Annotated in this window: 17 protein-coding genes; 8 read left to right on the top strand and 9 right to left on the bottom strand. The window is 61.7% G+C overall.

The genetic code is table 11. From position 1 onward, the window contains the following. Nucleotides 1-223 precede the first annotated feature (223 nt). Nucleotides 224-2,455 (top strand): putative bifunctional diguanylate cyclase/phosphodiesterase, encoded by a 2,232-nt coding sequence (locus V6765_RS06590; protein WP_448427340.1) that lies wholly within the window; start codon nt 224-226, stop codon nt 2,453-2,455. Between the two features lie 54 nt (nt 2,456-2,509). Beyond that, nucleotides 2,510-3,226, top strand: a complete 717-nt coding sequence (pth, locus tag V6765_RS06585; protein ID WP_448427339.1) for an aminoacyl-tRNA hydrolase — start codon at nt 2,510-2,512, stop codon at nt 3,224-3,226. A 6-nt stretch (nt 3,227-3,232) separates the two neighbouring features. Here pth and clpS read toward each other — a convergent pair whose 3' ends face one another. After that, on the bottom strand, nt 3,233-3,544 hold the full coding sequence (gene clpS / locus V6765_RS06580; protein ID WP_448427338.1) for an ATP-dependent Clp protease adapter ClpS: 312 nt from the start codon (nt 3,542-3,544) through the stop codon (nt 3,233-3,235). A gap of 216 nt (nt 3,545-3,760) precedes the next feature. On the opposite strand from clpS, the gene ychF reads away from it, so the two are divergent. Both ychF and V6765_RS06570 read left to right on the top strand, forming a co-directional pair. Then, nucleotides 3,761-4,864, top strand: coding sequence for a redox-regulated ATPase YchF (ychF, locus tag V6765_RS06575; protein ID WP_448427337.1), 1,104 nt, complete (start codon nt 3,761-3,763; stop codon nt 4,862-4,864). 85 nt (nt 4,865-4,949) lie between these two features. After that, the gene (locus V6765_RS06570) at nt 4,950-5,438 is read left to right on the top strand and encodes a glutathione peroxidase (RefSeq protein WP_448427336.1); all 489 of its coding nucleotides are present in this window, start codon (nt 4,950-4,952) and stop codon (nt 5,436-5,438) included. A 168-nt stretch (nt 5,439-5,606) separates the two neighbouring features. On the opposite strand, the gene V6765_RS06565 is transcribed toward V6765_RS06570, so the two are convergent. From V6765_RS06565 to V6765_RS06540, 6 genes are all read right to left on the bottom strand, one after another. After that, complete coding sequence (locus V6765_RS06565) at nt 5,607-6,146, bottom strand: adenine phosphoribosyltransferase (protein ID WP_448427335.1); 540 nt, start codon at nt 6,144-6,146, stop codon at nt 5,607-5,609. 88 nt (nt 6,147-6,234) lie between these two features. Next, a complete protein-coding gene (locus tag V6765_RS06560; RefSeq protein WP_448427586.1) occupies nt 6,235-7,056 on the bottom strand; it encodes a cytochrome c1 in 822 nt (273 codons plus the stop codon). Nucleotides 7,057-7,112: 56 nt separating this feature from the next. Then, a complete protein-coding gene (locus V6765_RS06555) occupies nt 7,113-8,390 on the bottom strand; it encodes a cytochrome b (protein WP_448427334.1) in 1,278 nt (425 codons plus the stop codon). 17 nt (nt 8,391-8,407) lie between these two features. Continuing rightward, on the bottom strand, nt 8,408-8,986 hold the full coding sequence (petA, locus tag V6765_RS06550) for a ubiquinol-cytochrome c reductase iron-sulfur subunit (RefSeq protein ID WP_448427333.1): 579 nt from the start codon (nt 8,984-8,986) through the stop codon (nt 8,408-8,410). 222 nt (nt 8,987-9,208) lie between these two features. Beyond that, complete coding sequence (locus tag V6765_RS06545; RefSeq protein ID WP_448427332.1) at nt 9,209-11,131, bottom strand: ABC transporter ATP-binding protein; 1,923 nt, start codon at nt 11,129-11,131, stop codon at nt 9,209-9,211. Between the two features lie 94 nt (nt 11,132-11,225). Next, nucleotides 11,226-13,085: an ABC transporter ATP-binding protein gene (locus tag V6765_RS06540; RefSeq protein WP_448427331.1), complete on the bottom strand. Its 1,860-nt coding sequence runs from the start codon at nt 13,083-13,085 to the stop codon at nt 11,226-11,228. 446 nt (nt 13,086-13,531) lie between these two features. On the opposite strand from V6765_RS06540, the gene V6765_RS06535 reads away from it, so the two are divergent. Further along, nucleotides 13,532-15,421: an FUSC family protein gene (locus tag V6765_RS06535; RefSeq protein ID WP_448427330.1), complete on the top strand. Its 1,890-nt coding sequence runs from the start codon at nt 13,532-13,534 to the stop codon at nt 15,419-15,421. A gap of 12 nt (nt 15,422-15,433) precedes the next feature. Here V6765_RS06535 and V6765_RS06530 read toward each other — a convergent pair whose 3' ends face one another. Further along, a complete protein-coding gene (locus V6765_RS06530; protein WP_448427329.1) occupies nt 15,434-16,270 on the bottom strand; it encodes an AraC family transcriptional regulator in 837 nt (278 codons plus the stop codon). 65 nt (nt 16,271-16,335) lie between these two features. Here V6765_RS06530 and V6765_RS06525 point away from each other — a divergent pair, with 65 nt between their 5' ends. Both V6765_RS06525 and V6765_RS06520 read left to right on the top strand, forming a co-directional pair. Continuing rightward, nucleotides 16,336-17,718, top strand: coding sequence for an SLC13 family permease (locus tag V6765_RS06525; protein ID WP_448427328.1), 1,383 nt, complete (start codon nt 16,336-16,338; stop codon nt 17,716-17,718). Between the two features lie 35 nt (nt 17,719-17,753). Beyond that, nucleotides 17,754-18,227: a tRNA (cytidine(34)-2'-O)-methyltransferase gene (locus V6765_RS06520; RefSeq protein ID WP_448427585.1), complete on the top strand. Its 474-nt coding sequence runs from the start codon at nt 17,754-17,756 to the stop codon at nt 18,225-18,227. A gap of 6 nt (nt 18,228-18,233) precedes the next feature. Here V6765_RS06520 and V6765_RS06515 read toward each other — a convergent pair whose 3' ends face one another. Then, complete coding sequence (locus tag V6765_RS06515) at nt 18,234-18,485, bottom strand: hypothetical protein (protein ID WP_230722005.1); 252 nt, start codon at nt 18,483-18,485, stop codon at nt 18,234-18,236. Between the two features lie 107 nt (nt 18,486-18,592). On the opposite strand from V6765_RS06515, the gene hemF reads away from it, so the two are divergent. After that, nucleotides 18,593-19,504 (top strand): oxygen-dependent coproporphyrinogen oxidase, encoded by a 912-nt coding sequence (hemF, locus tag V6765_RS06510; RefSeq protein ID WP_448427327.1) that lies wholly within the window; start codon nt 18,593-18,595, stop codon nt 19,502-19,504. The last annotated feature ends 86 nt before the right edge of the window (nt 19,505-19,590 follow it).

The following is a 19,590-nucleotide window of genomic DNA, read 5'->3' as shown; positions in this document are numbered from 1 at the left end:
GGCGTGAGCTCGCGGTTTTTTATTGTAAGCTCTGACTAAAATACGCTTGCCAACGATGTTGCCCAAGCATTTAATATCATGGTTTTACGACTGTCTTATGCGCCTTGTCCGGCCGGGCAAACACGTTTGAGACCATAGATTTCCGCACACACCCCTCGGAATTGGCAAATATTGCGTCAGGCAGGAGCGTTCGGTGGCACGCCGTAAGTTGAGCAGAACAAACATGGTAGCGCTTTCATGCGGAATAGCGCTTTCCTGCACGATGTTGCTAACCGCGCTTCTCGGACTATGGGTGGCGGAGAAACGGCGGCTCGAGGCCAAGGATCACATCGCCGATCTGGCAGGCTCCTTAACGCCGGCGCTTGGAGCTGCCAGTATCAAATCCATTGGCGAAATCGCCGCTGCGATCGTGAATACGGCCGCCATCGAAAAACTTGAGATCAGCAGCCGGTCCGGCCTGCTCGAGCTGATAGTGAGGGATCAGGACCTGACGGGAAGTCACGAGCGGAGCCTCCTTGCCCACACCGAGCCGGTCGTCTTCGCGGGCCCGTCGGGCGGAACAGGGCAGGTATCGTTCTATTTTGCCGACCCCACATTCTGGAGCACCTGGCTATTGCGCGGCATGTGCGCATTCGCCGCAGTGGCGCTAGGCCTTCTGATCTGGCGGGCGCCGCCGGCCCTTGCGGATAGCGCCTTCAAGCGCGAACTGATCGAAGGCAGGATGCGTCGCCGGAGGGCGAAGCTGAACAGGTTCTCGCGCAGTTTCGCCCTGTCGGAACAAAAGTCGCTGCCGGCCACCGCAGCTTTCGGCGAGTTGTTCGAAAGCGACAGCGAGATGGTCGTTCTGATTTCGATCACCGGTCAGATCGTAGACGCCAGTCATGGCTGGCTGACGGCGGGCGGATACCGCCGCGAGAAGGTCGTGAACGTCCACATGACCGAGTTCATCGCCGATCCCGACCGCCGCATGGTGGCCGACCGGCTGGAGCGGATGCGATCTTCGGGACTTTCGCAGGCGGGCACGCTGAAATATCTGCGCGCCGATGGCAGCAGCATCGATATCTGGTTTTCCGCCGTTCCCGTCTCCACACCCGATGGCGATAATTTCATACTGGCCGTCATCCGGGAGCTTCCCGAGATATCGGGCAGCGCGGAAGCGCACGCGCCGCTTCTCACCGATCCCCTGACCGGACTCTTGAACAGGATGGGGTTCGAGCGGGCTCTGGATCGCCTTCTGGCAAACCCCGACCGGGACGTGATCTGTGTTCTTGTCGATTTCGACCGCTTCAAGACCATTGTCGACCACCACGGCTTTCGCACCGGAGAAGAGGTCTTGCGCGGTTTTATCAAGCGGCTGACCCCGGCGCTGGATGAAATGACCGCCGCCGCGCGCCTTGGGGGCGATGAGTTCGCTTTCGTGCTCGCCGGTCCCGATGCGAAGGCGCGGGCCGAGGCGCTCGCCAGCGCCATCCAGGATGCAATCTATCTGCCCTTCATCGTGAAGACGGCTTCGATCACGACCAATGTCAGCATCGGCATCGCCTGCGCGCCGGACCACGCCACCGATGGCACGGATCTGCTGCGGCTTGCTACAATCGCGGTTTCGGTTCAGAAAAATGCCGGCCGCCATGGAACGCTGTGGTTCGAGCCGGAGATGTTCGCCAACACCAGAAGGCGCGCGGAAACCGAGGCGCATCTGCAAAGGGGCATCGAGGAGAACCTGTTCGAGCCGCACTTCCAGCCCATCGTCAGCTTCGGCGGCGGACAGACGATCGGTTTCGAGGCGCTGATCAGGATCAACCACCCCGAAAAAGGCGTGATCATGCCCGGCGAATTCATCGCGATCGCCGAGGAAACGGAGCAGATCGTTCCGGCCGGACGCCAGTTCTTTGCAAAAACGCTTGCGGGTTTCCGGCAGATCGGCAGAGAACTGTGCAATGACGCGCTCTATCTCGCCGTCAACCTGTCGCCGGTGCAACTCACCCCCGACATGATCGATTTCATGGCCGAGAAACTCGACGCCTTCGGCATAGATCCGGCGCGCCTGACCGTCGAGATCACCGAGGCGGTGTTTCTGGAAGACAGCGACCGGATCCGCGCGAGCCTGCAGAAGCTGCGGCTGATGGGCTGCCGGTTGGCGCTCGACGATTTCGGCACCGGCTACTCGTCGCTCTCCTATCTCTCGCGCCTGCAGGTGGATGTGATCAAGATCGACCAGTCGTTCACCCGAAACCTCACCGATCCCGACGCCGCGGTGGCCAACCGATCCCGCCGCCTGATCGAGGGGATCGCCGCCATCTCGCTCAATATGGGCTGTCAGATGGTGGCGGAAGGCGTCGAGAACGCGGAACAGGCGCGCCAGGTCCACGCCATCGGCGCCCAATATGGCCAGGGATACCTTTATTCCCGGCCGCTCTCGCTTGCCGATACCATCGCAAGACTTTCCGGCAGTTGACACCGGCGACGAAAACCGGTTGTTGAGAACCGGTTTTCACGACAGGACAGTTCCATGCTTATCATCGCGGGCCTCGGCAATCCGGGCGGCCAATATGAAGGCAATCGCCACAATATCGGCTTCATGGCCGCCGACGCGATCGCGGAAAAGAACGGCTTCTCGCCCTGGTCGAAGAAATTCAAGGGGCTGATCGCCGAGGGCAGCCTTGCCGGCGAAAAGGTGCTGATCATCAAGCCCCAGACCTTCATGAACCTATCCGGCGAAAGCGTTGGCGAGGCGATGCGCTTCTACAAGCTGACGCCGGCCGATCTGATCGTGATCTATGACGAGCTGGATCTGATGCCCGGCAAGGCGCGGATCAAGACCGGAGGCGGCTCCGGCGGCCATAACGGCATCAAGTCGATCGACGCGCATTGCGGCAATGACTACCGCCGACTGCGGCTTGGCATTGGCCACCCCGGCAGCAAGGAGCGCGTCCACGGCCATGTGCTGGGCGATTTCGCCAAGGCGGATTCCGAATGGCTGGAGCCGCTGCTTTCAGCACTCGCCGACAATGCCGACCTTCTGGTGCGCGGCGAGGATTCGACGCTGATGAACAAGCTCGCCCTATCCGGGGGTACTGCGCCCGCAAAGCCGGAACCGAAGGCCGCGCCCGCCCGCAAGGGTCAGTCGCACATCCACAAGGCCCGTCAGCGCGGCCAGCAGACCGTGCCCGAACGCGGCCCGATGGCCGATATGCTGAAAAAAATGTTCGGGCCGAAGAAGGACTGAACCGCCTTACTCTTCCGGCTCCGTTTTGAACATCAGCGGAAAGCCGATCTCCTTGGCCAGATCGATCGCCTCCTTCGCCTTGGTCTCGGCGATGTCGCGGGTGTAGACGGCGACGACGCAACTGCCCTTCTGGTGGGCGGTGATCATGACCTTGTAGCCCTGATCCTCGCTCATGCGGAAAACCGCCTTCAGCACCACCAGCACGAATTCGCGCGGCGTATAGTCGTCATTGACGAGAATGACCTTATAGAGCCGCGGCTTTTCAACCTTCGGGACGGTTTTGGTCTTGCGTTTGGTATCGGCGCCCGTATCGCTCACGCGCTTGCTCTCTGATTTCGTGTCTGATGAGGATTGTGTGTCGGCGCCAGCCAGTCACTACGGCGCCCGACGATGAGGCCATTTTGCGCTCCCGACGGCATTTTCGCAAGGGCCGGGGCGAGAAAAGCCCGGTTTCGTCGATCGAGCCTTGACCTTGGCGGGTTTAATCGCCCATAGCCACAGGCCAGAAGCGAATTCACGAAACAGGATATTTCCATGGGTTTCAAATGCGGAATTGTCGGCCTGCCCAATGTCGGCAAATCGACCCTTTTCAACGCGCTGACGAAGACCGCTGCGGCGCAGGCCGCCAATTATCCGTTCTGCACGATCGAGCCCAATACCGGCGAAGTCGCCGTCCCCGATGAGCGCATGGTCGCGCTTGCGAAGATCGCCGGCTCGAAGGAAATCATCCCGACCCGCATCTCCTTCGTGGACATCGCGGGCCTCGTGCGCGGCGCGTCGAAGGGCGAAGGGCTCGGCAACCAGTTCCTCGCCAATATCCGCGAGGTTGACGCCGTGGTCCACGTGCTGCGCTGTTTCGAGGATGACGACATCACCCATGTCGAAGGCAGGATCAACCCGGTGGCCGATGCCGAGACCATCGAAACCGAACTGATGCTCGCCGACCTCGAGAGCCTCGAACGCCGCGCCGACCAGACCCGCAAGCGCGCCACCGGCAAGGACAAGGAGGCGCTGGCCGTGCTTCCCGTGATGGAGGCCTCGCTGAAGCTTTTGCAGGACGGCAAGCCGGTGCGCGGGCTGCTTGCCACCCTCGATCCGGAAGAGCTGAAGATCCTGAAGGCGCTCAACCTTCTGACCTCCAAACCGGTGCTCTACGTCTGCAATGTCGCCGAGGGCGACGCCGCGAACGGTAACGAGCACACCAAGGCCGTTGCCGAAATGGCGGCCGGCCAGGCGGCGGAAACCGTTATCATCTCGGCGGCGATCGAGGCCGAGGTCGCCCAGCTCGAGGCGGAGGAAGCCGAAATGTTCCTCTCGGAAATGGGCCTCGAGGAGCCCGGTCTCGACCGGCTGATCCGCGCCGGCTACAAGCTGCTCGACCTGATCACCTATTTCACCGTCGGCCCCAAGGAAACCCGCGCCTGGACCATCCGCCGCGGCACCAAGGCGCCTGCGGCGGCCGGCGTGATCCACACCGATTTCGAACGCGGCTTCATCCGCGCCCACACCATCGCCTATGACGACTACATCGCCTTCAACGGCGAAACCGGCGCCAAGGAAGCCGGCAAGGCCCGTGACGAAGGCAAGGAATACATCGTCGCCGACGGCGACGTGATCCACTTCCGGTTTAATACCTGAGGCCGCACGTCCCCTCAGACCCGCTTGAACTCGCCCCTCCCCTGCGCCACATTGCTGTCATCCAGACAGCATCCGGGGGACGGGTATGAGCGTTTATGATTTCACGGCCAAGAGCATAACCGGCGAGGACGTGAGCCTTGCCGATTTCAGGGGCCATGTGCTGCTGATCGTCAACACCGCCAGCAAATGCGGCTTCACGCCGCAATATGAGGGGCTGGAGATGCTGCACAGGAAGTACAGGGAACAGGCCTTCGCCGTTCTCGGCTTTCCCTGCAACCAGTTCGGCGGACAGGAACCCGGCGCGGAAAGCGAGATCGCGGAGTTCTGCAAGACCCAGTTCGACATCGACTTCCCGATGTTCGCCAAGGTCGACGTCAATGGCGACGATGCCCATCCGCTGTTCAAATATCTGAAGAAGGAACGGCCGGGCTTCCTCGGCTCCGGCATGATCAAATGGAATTTCACCAAATTCCTGATCGGCCGCGACGGCGAGCCGATCAAGCGCTATGCCCCGACGGAGAAGCCAGAGGATCTCCAGGACGATATCAACGACGCGCTGGCGAAGGCGATCTGAGTCCGGCTCCTTTTGTCTGCCGAGTCTCTGTTTTCTACTGAGTCATGCTCGGGCTTGACCCGAGCATCCAGGCGAAACGGAAAATGCTTCCTGGCCCCTTGGGTCAAGCCCAAGGATGGTACCAGCCGTGAAATGAGCATTCGCGAACACAGCCGGCTTAAACCGGTCTCAGTGCCCCTCATACTCCACGAGCGAGCGCACTTCGACGTCCATCGCTTCGAGCTTCTTGCGGCCCGGAAGGTCCTTCAGGTCGATGATGAAGCAGGCGGAGACGATTTCGGCGCCCATCTGGCGCAGCAGCTTGACCGCGCCTTCGGCGGTGCCGCCGGTGGCGATCAGGTCGTCGCACAGGATCACCTTCTCGCCGGGCTTGATGGCGTCGACATGCATCTCCATCGTGTCCTCGCCATATTCGAGCTGGTAGGCCATGGAGACGGTCTTGTCGGGCAGCTTGCCCTTCTTGCGGATCGGCACGAAACCGGCTGAAAGCTGGTGCGCCAGCGCGCCGCCGAGAATGAAGCCGCGGGCCTCGATGCCGGCGATCTTGTCGATCTTCATCCCGACATAGGGCTGCACCAGTTCATCCACGGCACGGCGAAAGGCGCGGGCATCGCCCAGCAACGTCGTGATATCGCGGAAGATGATGCCGGGCTTGGGATAGTCCGGGATCGAACGGATGGCGGCGGCCAGTTCGGGATTCGATTTCATTTTCAGGGGTCCTTTCGTCGTGCCAGACCGAACACATTAAAAAGGCGGCTGCCGCCGCCTTTTCCTGCTTATGCAAACCATCAAGAAATCAATGCGGCTTGCGCGCGTAGATCGATTTCTTCGTCAGGTAGACCAGAACCGTCAGGATCACAAGAAAGACCATGACAGTCAGGCCGGTCTGCTTGCGCGCCTCAAGTTTCGGCTCCGCCGTCCACATCAGGAATGCCGATATATCCTTGGCGTACTGATCGAGCGTTTCCGGCGCGCCGTCATCATAGGTGACGATCCCGTCGGACAGCGGCGGGGCCATCGCAAGCGCCGCAGCATTTGCGAAGTACGGGTTGTAATGGCCGCCCGCCGGAATTTCCATGCCTTCCGGCGGTTCCTCGTAGCCAGTCAGGAGCGAATAGATGTAATCCGGTCCGCCTTCCTGATACTGCGTGAACATGTCGAACACGAAGGTCGGGAAGCCGCGGGTGATGCCGCGCGCCTTCGCCATCAGCGAAAGATCGGGCGGGGCAGCACCATTGTTGGAGGCGGCAGCCTGTTCGGCATTCTCAAACGGCGCCGGGAAATAATCCGACGGGATGCCCGGCCGCATATACATGTTGCCGTCATTGTCCGGACCGGCCTCGATCTCGTAATCGGCGGCGAAGGTCTTTACCTGATCCTCGGAATAGCCGAGATCGGTCAGCGTGCGGAAGGCCACGAGATCCAGCGAGTGGCAGGCCGAACAGACTTCCTTGTAGACCTTCAGGCCGCGCTGAAGCTGGGCGCGATCATAATTGCCAAGCGGGCCGGAGAAGCTCCACTCCATGTTGTGCGGATGCTTCAGCGGATAATGCGGCGTGCCGCCTTCGTGTCCCTCTTCCTCGGCCGCCATGGCGCCCGTCAGACAGACGGGCGACATCAGCGCGACGAACAGGATGCGGGTAACAAGTTTCTTCATGATATTTCCCCCGCCCTTCACACGCCGGAACCGGCTGGCTTTTTCCGGGCGGCTTCCTTTTCAAGCACCGCCTCGGTGATGGAATTCGGTATCCTTGTCGGCTTCTCGATAAGCCCCAGAACCGGCATGATGACGAGGAAGAACCCGAAATAGTAGAGCGTGCCGAGCTGCGAAAGCACCACGAAAATGCCTTCGGCAGCCTGCGAGCCGAGCCAGCCAAGCATGATCGCATTGGCGACGAACACCCAGAAGAACAGCTTGTACCAGGGGCGGTAGGCGGCCGAACGCACCTTGGACGTATCCAGCCAGGGCAGGAAGAACAGGATCAGGATCGAGCCGAACATCACCAGCACGCCGCCGAGCTTGGAGTCGATCGGGCCGATATTGAAGGTGATCGCGCGCAGCATCGCGTAGAACGGCAGGTAATACCATTCCGGAACGATATGCGACGGGGTCTTCATCGAATCGGCCGGAATGTAGTTGTCCGGATGACCGAGGAAGTTCGGCATGTAGAAGATGAACCAGGCGTAGACGATCAGGAACACGGTCACGCCGAGCGCATCCTTGACGGTCGCATAGGGCGTGAAGGCGACGGTGTCGCTCTTCTGCTTGACCTCGATCCCGGTCGGGTTGGTCTGCCCGGTCACGTGCAGCGCCCAGATATGCAGGATCACGACGCCGGCGATCATGAACGGCAGCAGGTAGTGCAGCGCGAAGAAACGCTGCAACGTCGGCTCGCCAACGGCAAAGCCGCCGAGGAGGAGCTGCTGCACCCAGTCGCCGATCAACGGGAAGGCGGTGAAGAAGCCGGTGATGACGGTGGCGCCCCAGAACGACATCTGCCCCCAGGGTAGAACGTAACCCATGAAGCCGGTGGCCATCATCAGCAGATAGATCACCACGCCGAGCATCCAGAGGATTTCACGCGGCGCCTTGTAGGAGCCGTAGTAAAGCCCGCGCGCAATGTGCAGGTAGACGGCGATGAAGAAGAACGACGCGCCATTGGCGTGCATGTAGCGCAGCAGCCAGCCATAATTGACGTCGCGCATGATCTTCTCGACCGAGAGGAAGGCGGCGCCGGTGGAGGCGGTATAATGCATGGCCAGCACGACGCCGGTGGCGATCTGAACGATCAGCATCACCGACAGCATGGCGCCGAATGTGTAAGCGTAGTTCAGATTACGCGGTACCGGATAGGAAACGAAGCTGTCGTAAAGCATGCGGGGCAGCGGCAGACGCGAATCCACCCATTTCGACACGCCGTTCGACGGCACATAGCTTGAGTGTCCACTCATGAAACAGTCTCTCCCCCTCAACCGATCCTGATCACGGTATCGGCCGTAAATTCGTATAGCGGAATGGCGAGGTTCTGCGGCGCAGGCCCCTTACGGATACGGCCCGCCGTATCGTAATGCGAGCCATGACAGGGACAGAACCACCCGCCGAAATCACCGGCCTGACCGAGCGGTATGCAGCCGAGATGGGTGCAGGAACCGATCATCACGATCCAGTTTTCCTTGGATTCTCCAGCCGAGCGATCGACATCGGTCGCGGGCGAGCCTGAGGGCAGGTTCTCGTTGCGCGCTTCCGGATCCTTCAGGTCGGAAAGCGGGACGGCCTTGGCCTCCTCGATTTCCTGTTCCGTGCGATTGCGGATGAAAACCGGCTTGCCGCGCCACTTAACCGTCAGCGACATGCCGGGTTCGAGGCTCGAAACATCCACTTCCACGGTCGATAGCGCAAGGGTCGACGCGTCGGGTCGCATCTGGTCGATAAACGGCCAGGCGACCGCCGCGGCCCCGACGGCTGCGGCCATTCCGGTAGTCAGATAAAGAAAATCGCGCCGGGTCGGTTCGCCGGAATGATCCGTCGAAACAATCTCGTCTTGCACCGCTGTCCCTCCATAGCTGATGCCGCTGCCACCGAGGACCGTCCTTCCTCCGCATGTCTACCAGCGAAGGCGCGTGGCAGCGTCCATTTGATCCGCCAAGTTTTATGCATGTTCACCAACGATGTCCAGTGTTTGACAGATTTCAATCACAAGCAAAAGGACAAGCCCGTGCAAGGGCCTGAAATGCGAACGGCGAAGAGGGGTTATACGCGTCCCGGCGCGTCACTCTTCCGCTTCGAACGAGGGCAGAAAGCCGCCGGACTGCCGGTCCCACAGCGAGGCGTAAAGCCCTTTCTTCTCGATCAGTTCGCCATGCGTACCCTGTTCCACGATCCGCCCCTTGTCCATCACGATCAGCCGGTCGAGCGCTGCGATCGTCGACAGCCGGTGGGCGATCGCCAGCACGGTCTTACCCTCCATCAGCTTCATCAGATTGGACTGGATCGCCGCCTCCACCTCCGAATCAAGCGCCGATGTCGCCTCGTCGAGCACCAGGATCGGCGCGTTCTTCAGCATCACGCGCGAAATCGCGATCCGCTGGCGCTGGCCGCCGGAGAGCTTGACCCCGCGCTCGCCGACATGAGCGTCCAGCCCCTTGCGGCCGCGCAGGTCGGAAAGGTCGGCGATGAAGCTGTCCGCCTCGGCCCGCTCCGCCGCTTCCCACAGCCTGTCGTCATCGGCCTCCTCGCGGCCGAAGCGGATATTGTCACGGATGGCGCGGTGCAAAAGGCCGGTATCCTGCGTCACCATGCCGATCTGGGCGCGCAGGCTTTCCTGGGTGACATCGGCAATGTTCTGGCCATCGATAAGGATGCGGCCGCCATCGACATCGTAGAACCGCAGCAACAGGTTCACCAGCGTCGACTTGCCGGCCCCGGAGCGCCCGACAATCCCGACCTTCTCCCCCGCCCCGATCGCGAGCGAAAGATTGCGGATCACAGGCCCGGCGCCATCATAACCGAAGGCCACATTCTCGAAGCGGATTTCGGGATGGCTGACGGTCAGCGCTTTTGCATCCGGCTTGTCCGTCAACCCGATCGGCTGGGCGATCATCTCGGCCGAATTCTGCACCGTTCCGATAGCACGCATGATGCCGTTCAACTGCATCATCAGCCGTCCGAGCAGCATGGAGAGCCTGAGCGCGAGACCGAGCGTGAAGGCGACCGCGCCGGAGGAAATGTCGCTGGTGAACCAGAGCTGCACCGAAAGCGCCGCAATCGCGGTGATCATCACGCCGGACAACAAGTTGAGCGCGGCCCGCACGCCGGTGATCAGTCGGGTAAACTTCTGGATCTGCGCGATCAACCGCTGGAAACCCTGGCGGATATAGGTGTCATTGCCCTCGTCGCTGCCGAACAGTTTCAGCGTCAGGATATTGGAAAACGAATCGACAAGCCGGCCGGACATCATCGAGTTGACCTCGGCCAGTTCCTTCGCGTTGTGACGGATGCGCGGCACGAAATAGCGGGCAAGCACTGCAAAGATCGCGATCCAGAGCGCGATCAGCGCCGCCAGCCGCCAGTCGAGCGAGGCCACCAGCGCCATGGTCGAGATCGTGTAGATCGCCATGAACCAGACCACCTGGAGGAGCGACGACATCAAATCGCCGATCGACTGGCCGGCGGCCGAGACCTTGGTGACGATCCGGCCTGCGAAATCGTTCTGGAAGAAGGTCAGCGACTGGCGCGCGACATAGCGATAGGACTGCCAGCGCACCATGTTCTGGAAGCCGGGCGTGATCGTCTGTTCCTCCACCAGCATGGAGGCCGAGAGCAACGTCACGCGTACCACGACCATGGTAAACGCCATGCCGATCAGCGCCCAGCCATGAGCCGCCATCAGGCCCGACCAGCCGGCCTCGCGCGAGGTTTCGTCGAGAATGTTGATCAGCACGCCCATGAACCAGAACGACGCCGTCTCCATCAGCGCGGTGCCGCCGCCAAGCACCAGCATGACGAAGAACGGCCATTTCGCCTGCCGCAGATAGAACCAGATGAAGCCGAGCAGCGTGCCCGGCGGCTGCTCCACCGGCCGGTCGGCGAGCGGATCGATCCAGTTTTCGAAGATGCGGGCGATGCGACGGAAAATCATGATGCAGCCATACACGGATTCGGGCCGGCGCGGAAACGTGCGTTTATCAAACATGTGTGGCTGTCAGCCTGCATAACCGTTTTCTTCCAGGCGACAGGCACGGGCTCATCAAAAAACCGGGCCCGCCTTTCAGCGGGCCCGGCGCAACTTACTCAGCGGCGGTATCGGCAATGAGATCTTCGTCACCGCCGAGGAAGCCGCCGGACTGGCGGCGCCACAGATCGGCGTAGATGCCGTGGCCGTTGGCGAGTTCCTCGTGAGTGCCCATCTCGACGATTTCGCCCTTGTCGAGCACGACCAGACGGTCCATCTCGGTGAGCGTCGACAGCCGGTGGGCGATCGCGATCACCGTCTTGCCTTCCATCAGCCCGAACAGGCTTTCCTGGATGGCGGCCTCGACTTCCGAATCGAGCGCCGAGGTCGCCTCGTCGAGCACCAGGATCGGCGCGTCCTTCAGGAACACGCGCGCGATCGCGATGCGCTGACGCTGGCCGCCGGAGAGCTTGACGCCGCGTTCGCCGACATGGGCGTCGAGACCGATCCGGCCGTGCATGTCGCTCAAGCCCTGGATGAAGTCCCAGGCATTGGCGCGCTTGGCCGCCGCAATCACCGCCTCGTCGCTCGCGCCGGGGCGGCTATAGGCGATGTTGTCGCGGATCGAGCGGTGCAACAGCGAGGTATCCTGCGTCACGACGCCGATATTCTCCCTGAGGCTGTCCTGCGCCACCTTCGACACATCCTGGCCATCGATGGTAATCCGCCCGCTCTCCAGATCGAAGAAGCGCAGCAGCAGGTTCATCATCGTGGTTTTGCCCGCGCCGGAGCGGCCGACGAGACCGACCTTTTCGCCCGGTTTGATGGTCAGCGACAGACCTTCGATCACCCCGCCCTTCTTGCCGTAATGGAAGGAGATATCGTCATAGACGATCTCGCCTTTGGTAACGGTCAGGGCCGGCGCGTTCTCGACATCGGTCAGCTCGTGCTTCTTGGTCATCATTTGCATGCCGTCATAGACGGTGCCGATATTTTCAAAAAGCCCGGTCACTTCCCACATGATCCACTGCGACATGCCGCCGATGCGCATGACCAGACCGAGCGTCAGGGCAATGGCGCCAACGGTGATCGTGTCCTGCATCCAGAAGTGGATCGCAAGCGCGCCAACGGAGAACAGAGCGATCGCGTTGTTGATATAGACGAGGATCTGGAACTGGGTCACCCGGCGCATCTGCCGGTAGACGGTATCCAGAAACCCGTCCATGCCTTCCTTCGAGAACTGCTCCTCGCGGCCCGCATGGGAAAACAGCTTTACCGTGGCGATATTGGTGTAGCTGTCGACCACACGGCCGGTCATCAGCGAACGGGCATCGGCCTGCTCGGCCGAGATCCTTCTCAGCCGGGGGATGAAGTACCACAGCAATATGCCGTAGATCACCAGCCAGACCAGAAGCGGGATCACCAGACGCCCGTCGGCCGCCGCGACGACGAAAATCATCGACCCAAAATAGCTCACCACATAGACGAACATGTCGAGCGTCTTCATCACCGTTTCGCGAACGGCCAGCGAGGTCTGCATCACCTTCTGCGAAACCCGCCCGGCAAACTCGTTGGCGTAGAAGTTCATCGAGTGGCGCAGAACGTAACGGTGCATCTGCCAGCGGCCGATCATCGGCAGGTTGGGCATCAGCGCCTGATGGATCAGCAGCGAACCGAATGCCGTGAGCAGGGGCAATCCCACGAGCACCAGAGCGCCCATGAAGAACAGGTGCCACCCCTCATCCGCCAGAAAGGTCGAGCGGTCGGCCGTCGACAGCCAGTTGACGATATCGCCGAGGAACTGGAACAGATAGACTTCGGCAAAGGCGATCGTGGCCGCAACCACGGACATCAGGATAAGCCAGGGCGCTGCCGGCTTGGAATAATGCCACAGAAACGGGAACAGTCCCTTGGGCGGCGTATCGGGCAATTCCGCAGGATACGGATTCAGGCGGGTTTCAAACCAGCGAAACATGATCGGACTCCAATAGGTCTCCTCAAACCCAAAACGGCGGCACAGGGGCGCACAGACACGGGACGAGACAGAGACTGGAACAGCGGCCAAAACGAAACGGCCGCAACAGTTGGGATTGATTATCTAGGAAGTATAAGAGGCGTGTAAAAGGTCACGCGAGCCGGCGTGGTGGAACGCGGAGCAACACAGTGCTGCAGATATTCATCATGCGGTCGCTCCTCTGCCGGCGTTGAAAACGGAGCCGCTTATACGCCCGCGACAGGAATTTGACCAGCCTCAAACGGCGTTCGAGAGATCGTTTACACGCTAGTGTTGCCGCCGGGCAACGCAGGTGATCGCACCTATCAGCTCTGGTTGTGAATGGCAGGCGCTTGAAAGTTACGGTTCCAAATAAGCGGAACCCCGGCAATAATCGCCGAACCGTCACGTTGCGAAGAAAGACTTGCATGCAGGGTTTGAAAACCGATTGGCACCACAAGCTCGGGCTTTTGGCCTATGCGCCCTACAAACCGTGGCATCATTGCCTGCGCATTTCTCTCGGCACCGGCCTGCCGCTTCTTGCCGGCGTTCTTTCCGGCAACATCGCGCCGTTTCTCTATGCCGCCCTCGGCGCGTTCCTGACCGAGGTCACGACCCGGCTCGGCCCCTATCGCGAACGGTTCCGAATGATCGCGATCTCCACCGCGATCGGCGCGACCGGGTGCCTGATCGGACCGGCAATAGCCGGTCACGGCTTGGTGACCTTGATTGTCCTTGTGCTTGTCGGCTTCGCCTCCGGCATCATCAGCAGCTATGGCGCCGCGTTTTCCACCGGCGCGCTTTACATGCTGGTGCTCGCCATCGTTCACGCCAGCACGCCGGGCGCGATGCCCGCATGGGCGGTCGGCGCCTGTTTTGCCGCGGGCGCCGCCCTGGTCACGGCCATGCTCGCCATCGATGCGCTGGCCGACCACGACAGACCCGAACGCATATTGCGCGCAAACCTCATCCGCGCGCTGGCGGATCTGGCACGCGCCAGGGACCGTGCCGCTGCCGAGACCGCCCGCCGCGCCGTGACCGACCAGACCAAGGCCGCGTATGACATGCTGATCGAAAAGCGCAGCCACGACGCCGGCCGCACGCGGGACATGGAACGGAGCGCCAACATGCTGTCGCTCGCCCACCAGCTGACCATGGCGATCATCGGCGCGCACCGCGACCGCGAGGATCGGCAGACCGCAGCCAACATGCTCGATGCCGTGGCAGACGCGCACGAGGCTAAGGCGCGCCAACCGTCGCTGGAGGGCGATGGCGAACTTGCGCGGCTTTGCCGCCAGCTTTCCGATACGCTCTGGCGAACGAACACCGCCGAATACGGGCCTGGCGATGTGACCCGCCGCCACGCGCTGCGTCTCTCGCGCGCCGCGTTGCAGACCGGTCTTCGCAAGCTGGTGGTCGGGCGCGAGGTTGTCGACGCTGCGCTGCGGCTGGCGCTTTGCATCGGCATTGCGGAAATCGCCGGGGGCTACATCCCCGGCGATCATGCCTATTGGGTGCCGATCACCGTCGCCATCATCATGAAGCCCGATTTTGGATCGGTGTTCGTGCGCGCCGTCCACCGCAGCATCGGCACGGTCATCGGCGTGTTGATCGGGATGGCGCTGATCAAGCTGATCCCCGACCGGCTCGGGCTGGTCACCGCCATCGCCGTGCTTGCCGCTCTCCAGCCATTTGCGGCACTGCGCAGCTATGCTGCGAAGGTCGTGCTGCTTACCCCGGTGGTGCTGCTCATGATCGAGATCGCGGTTCCCGCCGCGCCGTTTCATTACGGCCTGCAGCGGCTTGACGACACCTTGGTCGGCGCGGCGATCGTGCTCGTTTTCGGCTACCTGATCTGGCCTCGCTCCCAGGGCATCAGGATCGCGAGCTCCTTTGCGGCATCAAACCAAGCCGTCGCGGATTTTCTCGCCGCAGCCTCCGGCAGTGGCGCGGAAAGCGTTGGCAAAAACCTCGGAGAAGAGGAGTTTGCCGCTTATCGCAAGCTTTCCGACCTGCGCACCCAGCTTCAGAAACTGAGCGCCGAACCGCCGCCGGCGGGCCGCGAGGCTGCTTCGTGGTTTCCCGCCGTCGTTGGCGCGGAACGGCTGTGCGATGCGATTTCCGCCTATGCCGACGGATGCAAAAGCGGCGAGCCGCCGCCGGATCCGGAACGGATCACGTGCGCCGAACAGGCAATGGCCGACCTGAGAGCCCATGTGCCGCAACCAACGCGCATCGAGAAAACCGACCGCTTCGCCGCCGTGGAAGCCGAAATCGACTGGCTTGCCGACTATCTGCGCAACCTTCCCTCAGCCTGATCGTTTCGCCGTTCAGAGCGGACCATCCTTCATATAGGATTGCGGCGGAACCCCGAAGTGGCGGCGAAAGGCGGCAACGAAGGCGCTTACGCTCTGATAGCCAAGTCGTCCTGCAATCTCCGTACTGCTCCTTCCGTGACCGAGATCGTTGACCGCCTCCATCAGCCTGAGCCGGCTGCGCCATTCGGAAAAGCTGAACCCGGTCTCGCGGCGAAACAGACGCTCCAACGTGCGCACGCCCGCGCCCGAGGAGCGCGCCAACTCTTCGAGGCTGGCGTGATCGTCCGGGCTTTCAAGCAGGCGGCCGGTGACGCGCTTGAGACGCGGATCGCTGCCGGCGGGAAGACTGAGGGGCGCGGACGGCAGGGTCGCCAGTTCATCGATGATGACTTCCGACAGCCGCGAAAGCCGTTCGCTCCTGTCGGCCGCTTCCTCCAGCGCAAGCGCGCGAAACCTGAGAATCAGATGCCGCAGCAGCGCGGTCATGTGCAGTACCTCGCAGGCGCTCTTGTCGACGCGCGTCACGGAGGGATCGATATAGATGAAACAGGCCGAAACATCGGTTTCCATCGCCACCGCATGCACGACGCCGCCCGGTATCCAGACGCAGTGGCTGGAGGGCGCGAGCCAGTGCGTGCCGCCGGAGCGCACCCGCAATATCCCCTCCTCCGCCCACAAAAGCTGGCCGCGCGGGTGGGAATGCAGTTCGCGGCCGACCTCGCCCGCCTTCCAGCGCCGCACCCGCGCCATGACGGGACGCTCGGGGTCGAGAACCGATCCCGGCGCCTCGTCCTCGAAGAAGTCGTCCTCGAAGAAAATTGTCGGAAACGCGATATCGTTTGGCATCATGTAGCAGTTCCGCAGTTCTTTCCGATCTCATACACTGACCGAAAGAACAATCCAAAGGCTTACCGATGCCGTCCTACAAGAAACTTCTCGTCGCGGGCATTGCGACGCTGGCGATCATCCTCGCCTTGTTTCCAGTCTCCTTCATGACCGCCAATCAGAGCCGCACGCTGGGTCTCGTGCTGGTGACGCTCAGCCTCTGGGCAACCGGCCTTGTGCCGCCCTATCTGGCGAGCCTCCTGTTCTTTGTCATCGCGCTGGTGCTGAAGCTCGCGCCGCCGGAAATGGTGTTTTCCGGGTTCCATTCGGCAGCTATGTGGCTGATCTTCTCAGGGCTTCTGATTGCTGCGGCGATCAAGAGCTCCGGCCTCAGTGAAAGGATCGGCTCCGCCCTGCTCGGACGCTTTTCAGGTAGCTACGCGTTTCTGATCTCCGGCATATTCGCGATCGCGATCGTGCTGTCCTTCGTGATGCCTTCATCGCTCGGACGGTTCTTCCTGCTCTGGCCGATTGCCGCCGCCCTTGCCGATGGCCTGGGCTTTGAGAAGGGAACGACCGGCCGAACAGCGATTGCCATCGCGGTTACCTTCGCCTGCCATATTCCCGGCTTCGCGCTGTTGCCGTCCAACGTGCCCAATCTCGTTCTGGCCGGCGCCGCGCAGACGATCTATGGCATCGACCTGACCTATGCCTATTACATGGCTCTGCATTTCCCGATCCTGGGGCTTTTGAAAAGCCTGATCATGGTCGTGCTGATCGTGCGCATCTTTCCCGATACGCCGCGGCAGAAAAGCGCCGGCGGCAATGCGAAGGCCGCATCGCGCCCGCTCGGCTGGCGGCAATGGTATGTCGTCGTCATTCTCGTCACCACGCTTGCCTTCTGGATGACCGATACGTTCCACGGCATCAATCCGGCCTGGGTCGGCATTGCCGCCTCGATCGCCTTGCTGTGGCCGGGCGTGGGGCCTGTCGGGCCGGCCGAATTCGACAAGCATGTGAATTTCAGCGTGCTGCTGTTCATGGGCGGGTTTCTGGCGCTGGGCGCGGTCGTCAACTACACAGGTCTCGGCATCGTGATCGCCCATGGGATGGAGCGCGTCCTGCCGCTCGAGCCTGGCCACGATTTCCTGAACTTCATGTCGCTGTCGCTGATCGCCTTCGTGGTCGGCGTGATCTCGATCCTGCCCGGCGTGCCGGCCGTTCTGACCCCGATGGCGGGCGAGCTCTCAGAACTGACCGGCTTCAGCGTGATGGCGGTTTTGATGACGCAGGTCATCGGCTTCTCGACCATTCTGTTTCCCTACCAGTCAGCGCCGTTGATGGTTGGCATGCAGGTGACCGAGCAGCCGGTGGCCAAGCTGATGAAGATCCTCGTACCGCTGGCGGCGATCACCGCGCTGATCCTGGTTCCCCTCGACTTCCTGTGGTGGAGACTTCTCGGGGTCATATGAGCCTTGAGACACCCGGCATTCCGACGTAGACAACGCTGATGACCCTCCGCATTGCCCTTTACCAGCCGGATATCGCCGGCAATACCGGCACGATCCTCAGGCTTGCCGCCTGCCTCGGCCTTGCCGTCGATATCATCGAGCCGGCGGGGTTCGCGCTGTCCGACAGGAACCTGAAGCGGGCGGGCCTTGATTACATCGCCGCCGCCGTGCTGACCCGGCATATCGACTGGGAGGCTTTCGAGGCCTTCCGGCGCGACAGTGGCCGGCGGCTCGTTCTGGCCTCGACCAAGGCGAGCGTTGGCCATACCGAGTTTGCCTATCGGCCGGACGACATCCTGCTCTTCGGCCGCGAGAGCGCCGGCGTGCCGGACCATGTCCATGAGGCCGCCGACCATCGGATACGGATTCTGATGGCGGACGGGCAGCGCTCGATCAATCTCGCGGTCTCGGCAGGGATCGTAACGGCCGAGGCGATGCGCCAGACCGGCGGGTTTGCAAGGCTTTCCTGATCGCGCTCAATCGGCGGAAGACAGCCGCCGCATGGTGAACTCGATCCGGTCGTCGCCCGTCACGCGCCAGCTTTCGACCTCGGTCCAGTAGGCGGCCTTGGGATAGCTCTGGAACCACTCGCGCGCCTTGGCGCGGGCATCCTCGCGGGCAAGGCAATAGCGCTCGCGCACGAACCCGTCGCTCTTTTCCTGCGCCCGGTGCTCCCGGATGCGCTTTTTCAGCCCCGCCATTGAAGGCGGCTTTGGAACATTGGCCATCACGCTATCCTTCATTCTTCAAAGAAGATAAGGTTTTCATCTGAAGTTTGCGAGTCAAATCAAAAGCCCGGTCCAACGGGCGTTTCAGTCTTGAGTGGAGTGCATCTATGGAACGGCCGCAATTGCCCGTGGGTCTGCCGGACGACATCGAAGAGAAAAAAGCCGCCTCGAAAGCCTGGTTCGAAAGCCTCCGGGACACGATCTGCGCCGGCTTCGAGGCGCTGGAGCGGGAACTGACCGGCCCGATGAGCGATCTCGAGCCCGGCCGTTTCGAGGTCAAGGACTGGACCCGCGAAAACGGTGAGGGCGGCGGCCGGATGTCGACCATGCATGGCCGCGTGTTCGAGAAGGCTGCGGTCCACACCTCCACCGTCGAGGGCACGTTTTCGCCGGAGATGGCCGCCAATATGCCGGGCGTCGATGAGGAGACGCGCTACTGGGCAAGCGGCATTTCGCTGATCGCCCATCCCGTCAACCCGCATGTGCCGGCCGTGCACATGAACACCCGCATGATCGTCACCAAAAGCTGGTGGTTCGGCGGCGGCGCGGACCTGACGCCCGTGCTTGCCCGCCGGCGCAAGCAGGAAGACCCCGACAGCATGCTGTTTCACCGGGCCATGGAGATCGCCTGCAACCGTCATCAGGCCGTCATCGACTACAAGAAGCTGAAGACATGGTGCGACGAGTATTTCTACCTGCCCCACCGCAAGGAGGCGCGCGGCATCGGCGGTGTTTTCTTCGACTGGCAGCATTCGGCGGATGAAAAGGGCGGGCTCGAGGCCGATTTCGCCTTCGTTCAGGATATCGGCCGGGCATTCAACCTGGTCTATCCGCGGATCGTGCGCTCCAACTTCAATCACGAATGGACATCGCAGGATCGCGACGAGCAGTTGATCCGCCGCGGGCGCTATGTGGAGTTCAACCTGCTCTACGATCGCGGGACGGTTTTCGGGCTGAAAACCGGCGGCAATATCGAGGCAATCCTGTCCTCGCTGCCGCCCGTCACGAGATGGCCTTAGTTCTAAATCGTTACAGTTAATTTTTCATCAAACAATCGCCTTGTTCACCTTGCATTCATGGGGCTGTTGCACCACGTTTCTATAAG

Source organism: Martelella sp. FOR1707, assembly GCF_053484265.1.
This window is presented reverse-complemented; position numbering and strand designations above follow the sequence as displayed.

Excerpts from the sequence above, each read along its gene's own strand:
- V6765_RS06565 (WP_448427335.1), bottom strand. The coding sequence starts at position 6,146 with ATGAAATCGAATCCCGAACTGGCCGCCGCCATCCGTTCGATCCCGGAC.
- V6765_RS06570 (WP_448427336.1), top strand. The coding sequence starts at position 4,950 with ATGAGCGTTTATGATTTCACGGCCAAGAGCATAACCGGCGAGGACGTG.
- V6765_RS06525 (WP_448427328.1), top strand. The coding sequence starts at position 16,336 with ATGCCGTCCTACAAGAAACTTCTCGTCGCGGGCATTGCGACGCTGGCG.
- ychF (WP_448427337.1), top strand. The coding sequence starts at position 3,761 with ATGGGTTTCAAATGCGGAATTGTCGGCCTGCCCAATGTCGGCAAATCG.
- V6765_RS06530 (WP_448427329.1), bottom strand. The coding sequence starts at position 16,270 with ATGATGCCAAACGATATCGCGTTTCCGACAATTTTCTTCGAGGACGAC.
- V6765_RS06555 (WP_448427334.1), bottom strand. The coding sequence starts at position 8,390 with ATGAGTGGACACTCAAGCTATGTGCCGTCGAACGGCGTGTCGAAATGG.
- V6765_RS06515 (WP_230722005.1), bottom strand. The coding sequence starts at position 18,485 with ATGGCCAATGTTCCAAAGCCGCCTTCAATGGCGGGGCTGAAAAAGCGC.
- hemF (WP_448427327.1), top strand. The coding sequence starts at position 18,593 with ATGGAACGGCCGCAATTGCCCGTGGGTCTGCCGGACGACATCGAAGAG.
- V6765_RS06545 (WP_448427332.1), bottom strand. The coding sequence starts at position 11,131 with ATGTTTGATAAACGCACGTTTCCGCGCCGGCCCGAATCCGTGTATGGC.
- V6765_RS06540 (WP_448427331.1), bottom strand. The coding sequence starts at position 13,085 with ATGTTTCGCTGGTTTGAAACCCGCCTGAATCCGTATCCTGCGGAATTG.
- V6765_RS06560 (WP_448427586.1), bottom strand. The coding sequence starts at position 7,056 with ATGTCGCCCGTCTGTCTGACGGGCGCCATGGCGGCCGAGGAAGAGGGA.
- V6765_RS06590 (WP_448427340.1), top strand. The coding sequence starts at position 224 with ATGGTAGCGCTTTCATGCGGAATAGCGCTTTCCTGCACGATGTTGCTA.
- V6765_RS06535 (WP_448427330.1), top strand. The coding sequence starts at position 13,532 with ATGCAGGGTTTGAAAACCGATTGGCACCACAAGCTCGGGCTTTTGGCC.
- pth (WP_448427339.1), top strand. The coding sequence starts at position 2,510 with ATGCTTATCATCGCGGGCCTCGGCAATCCGGGCGGCCAATATGAAGGC.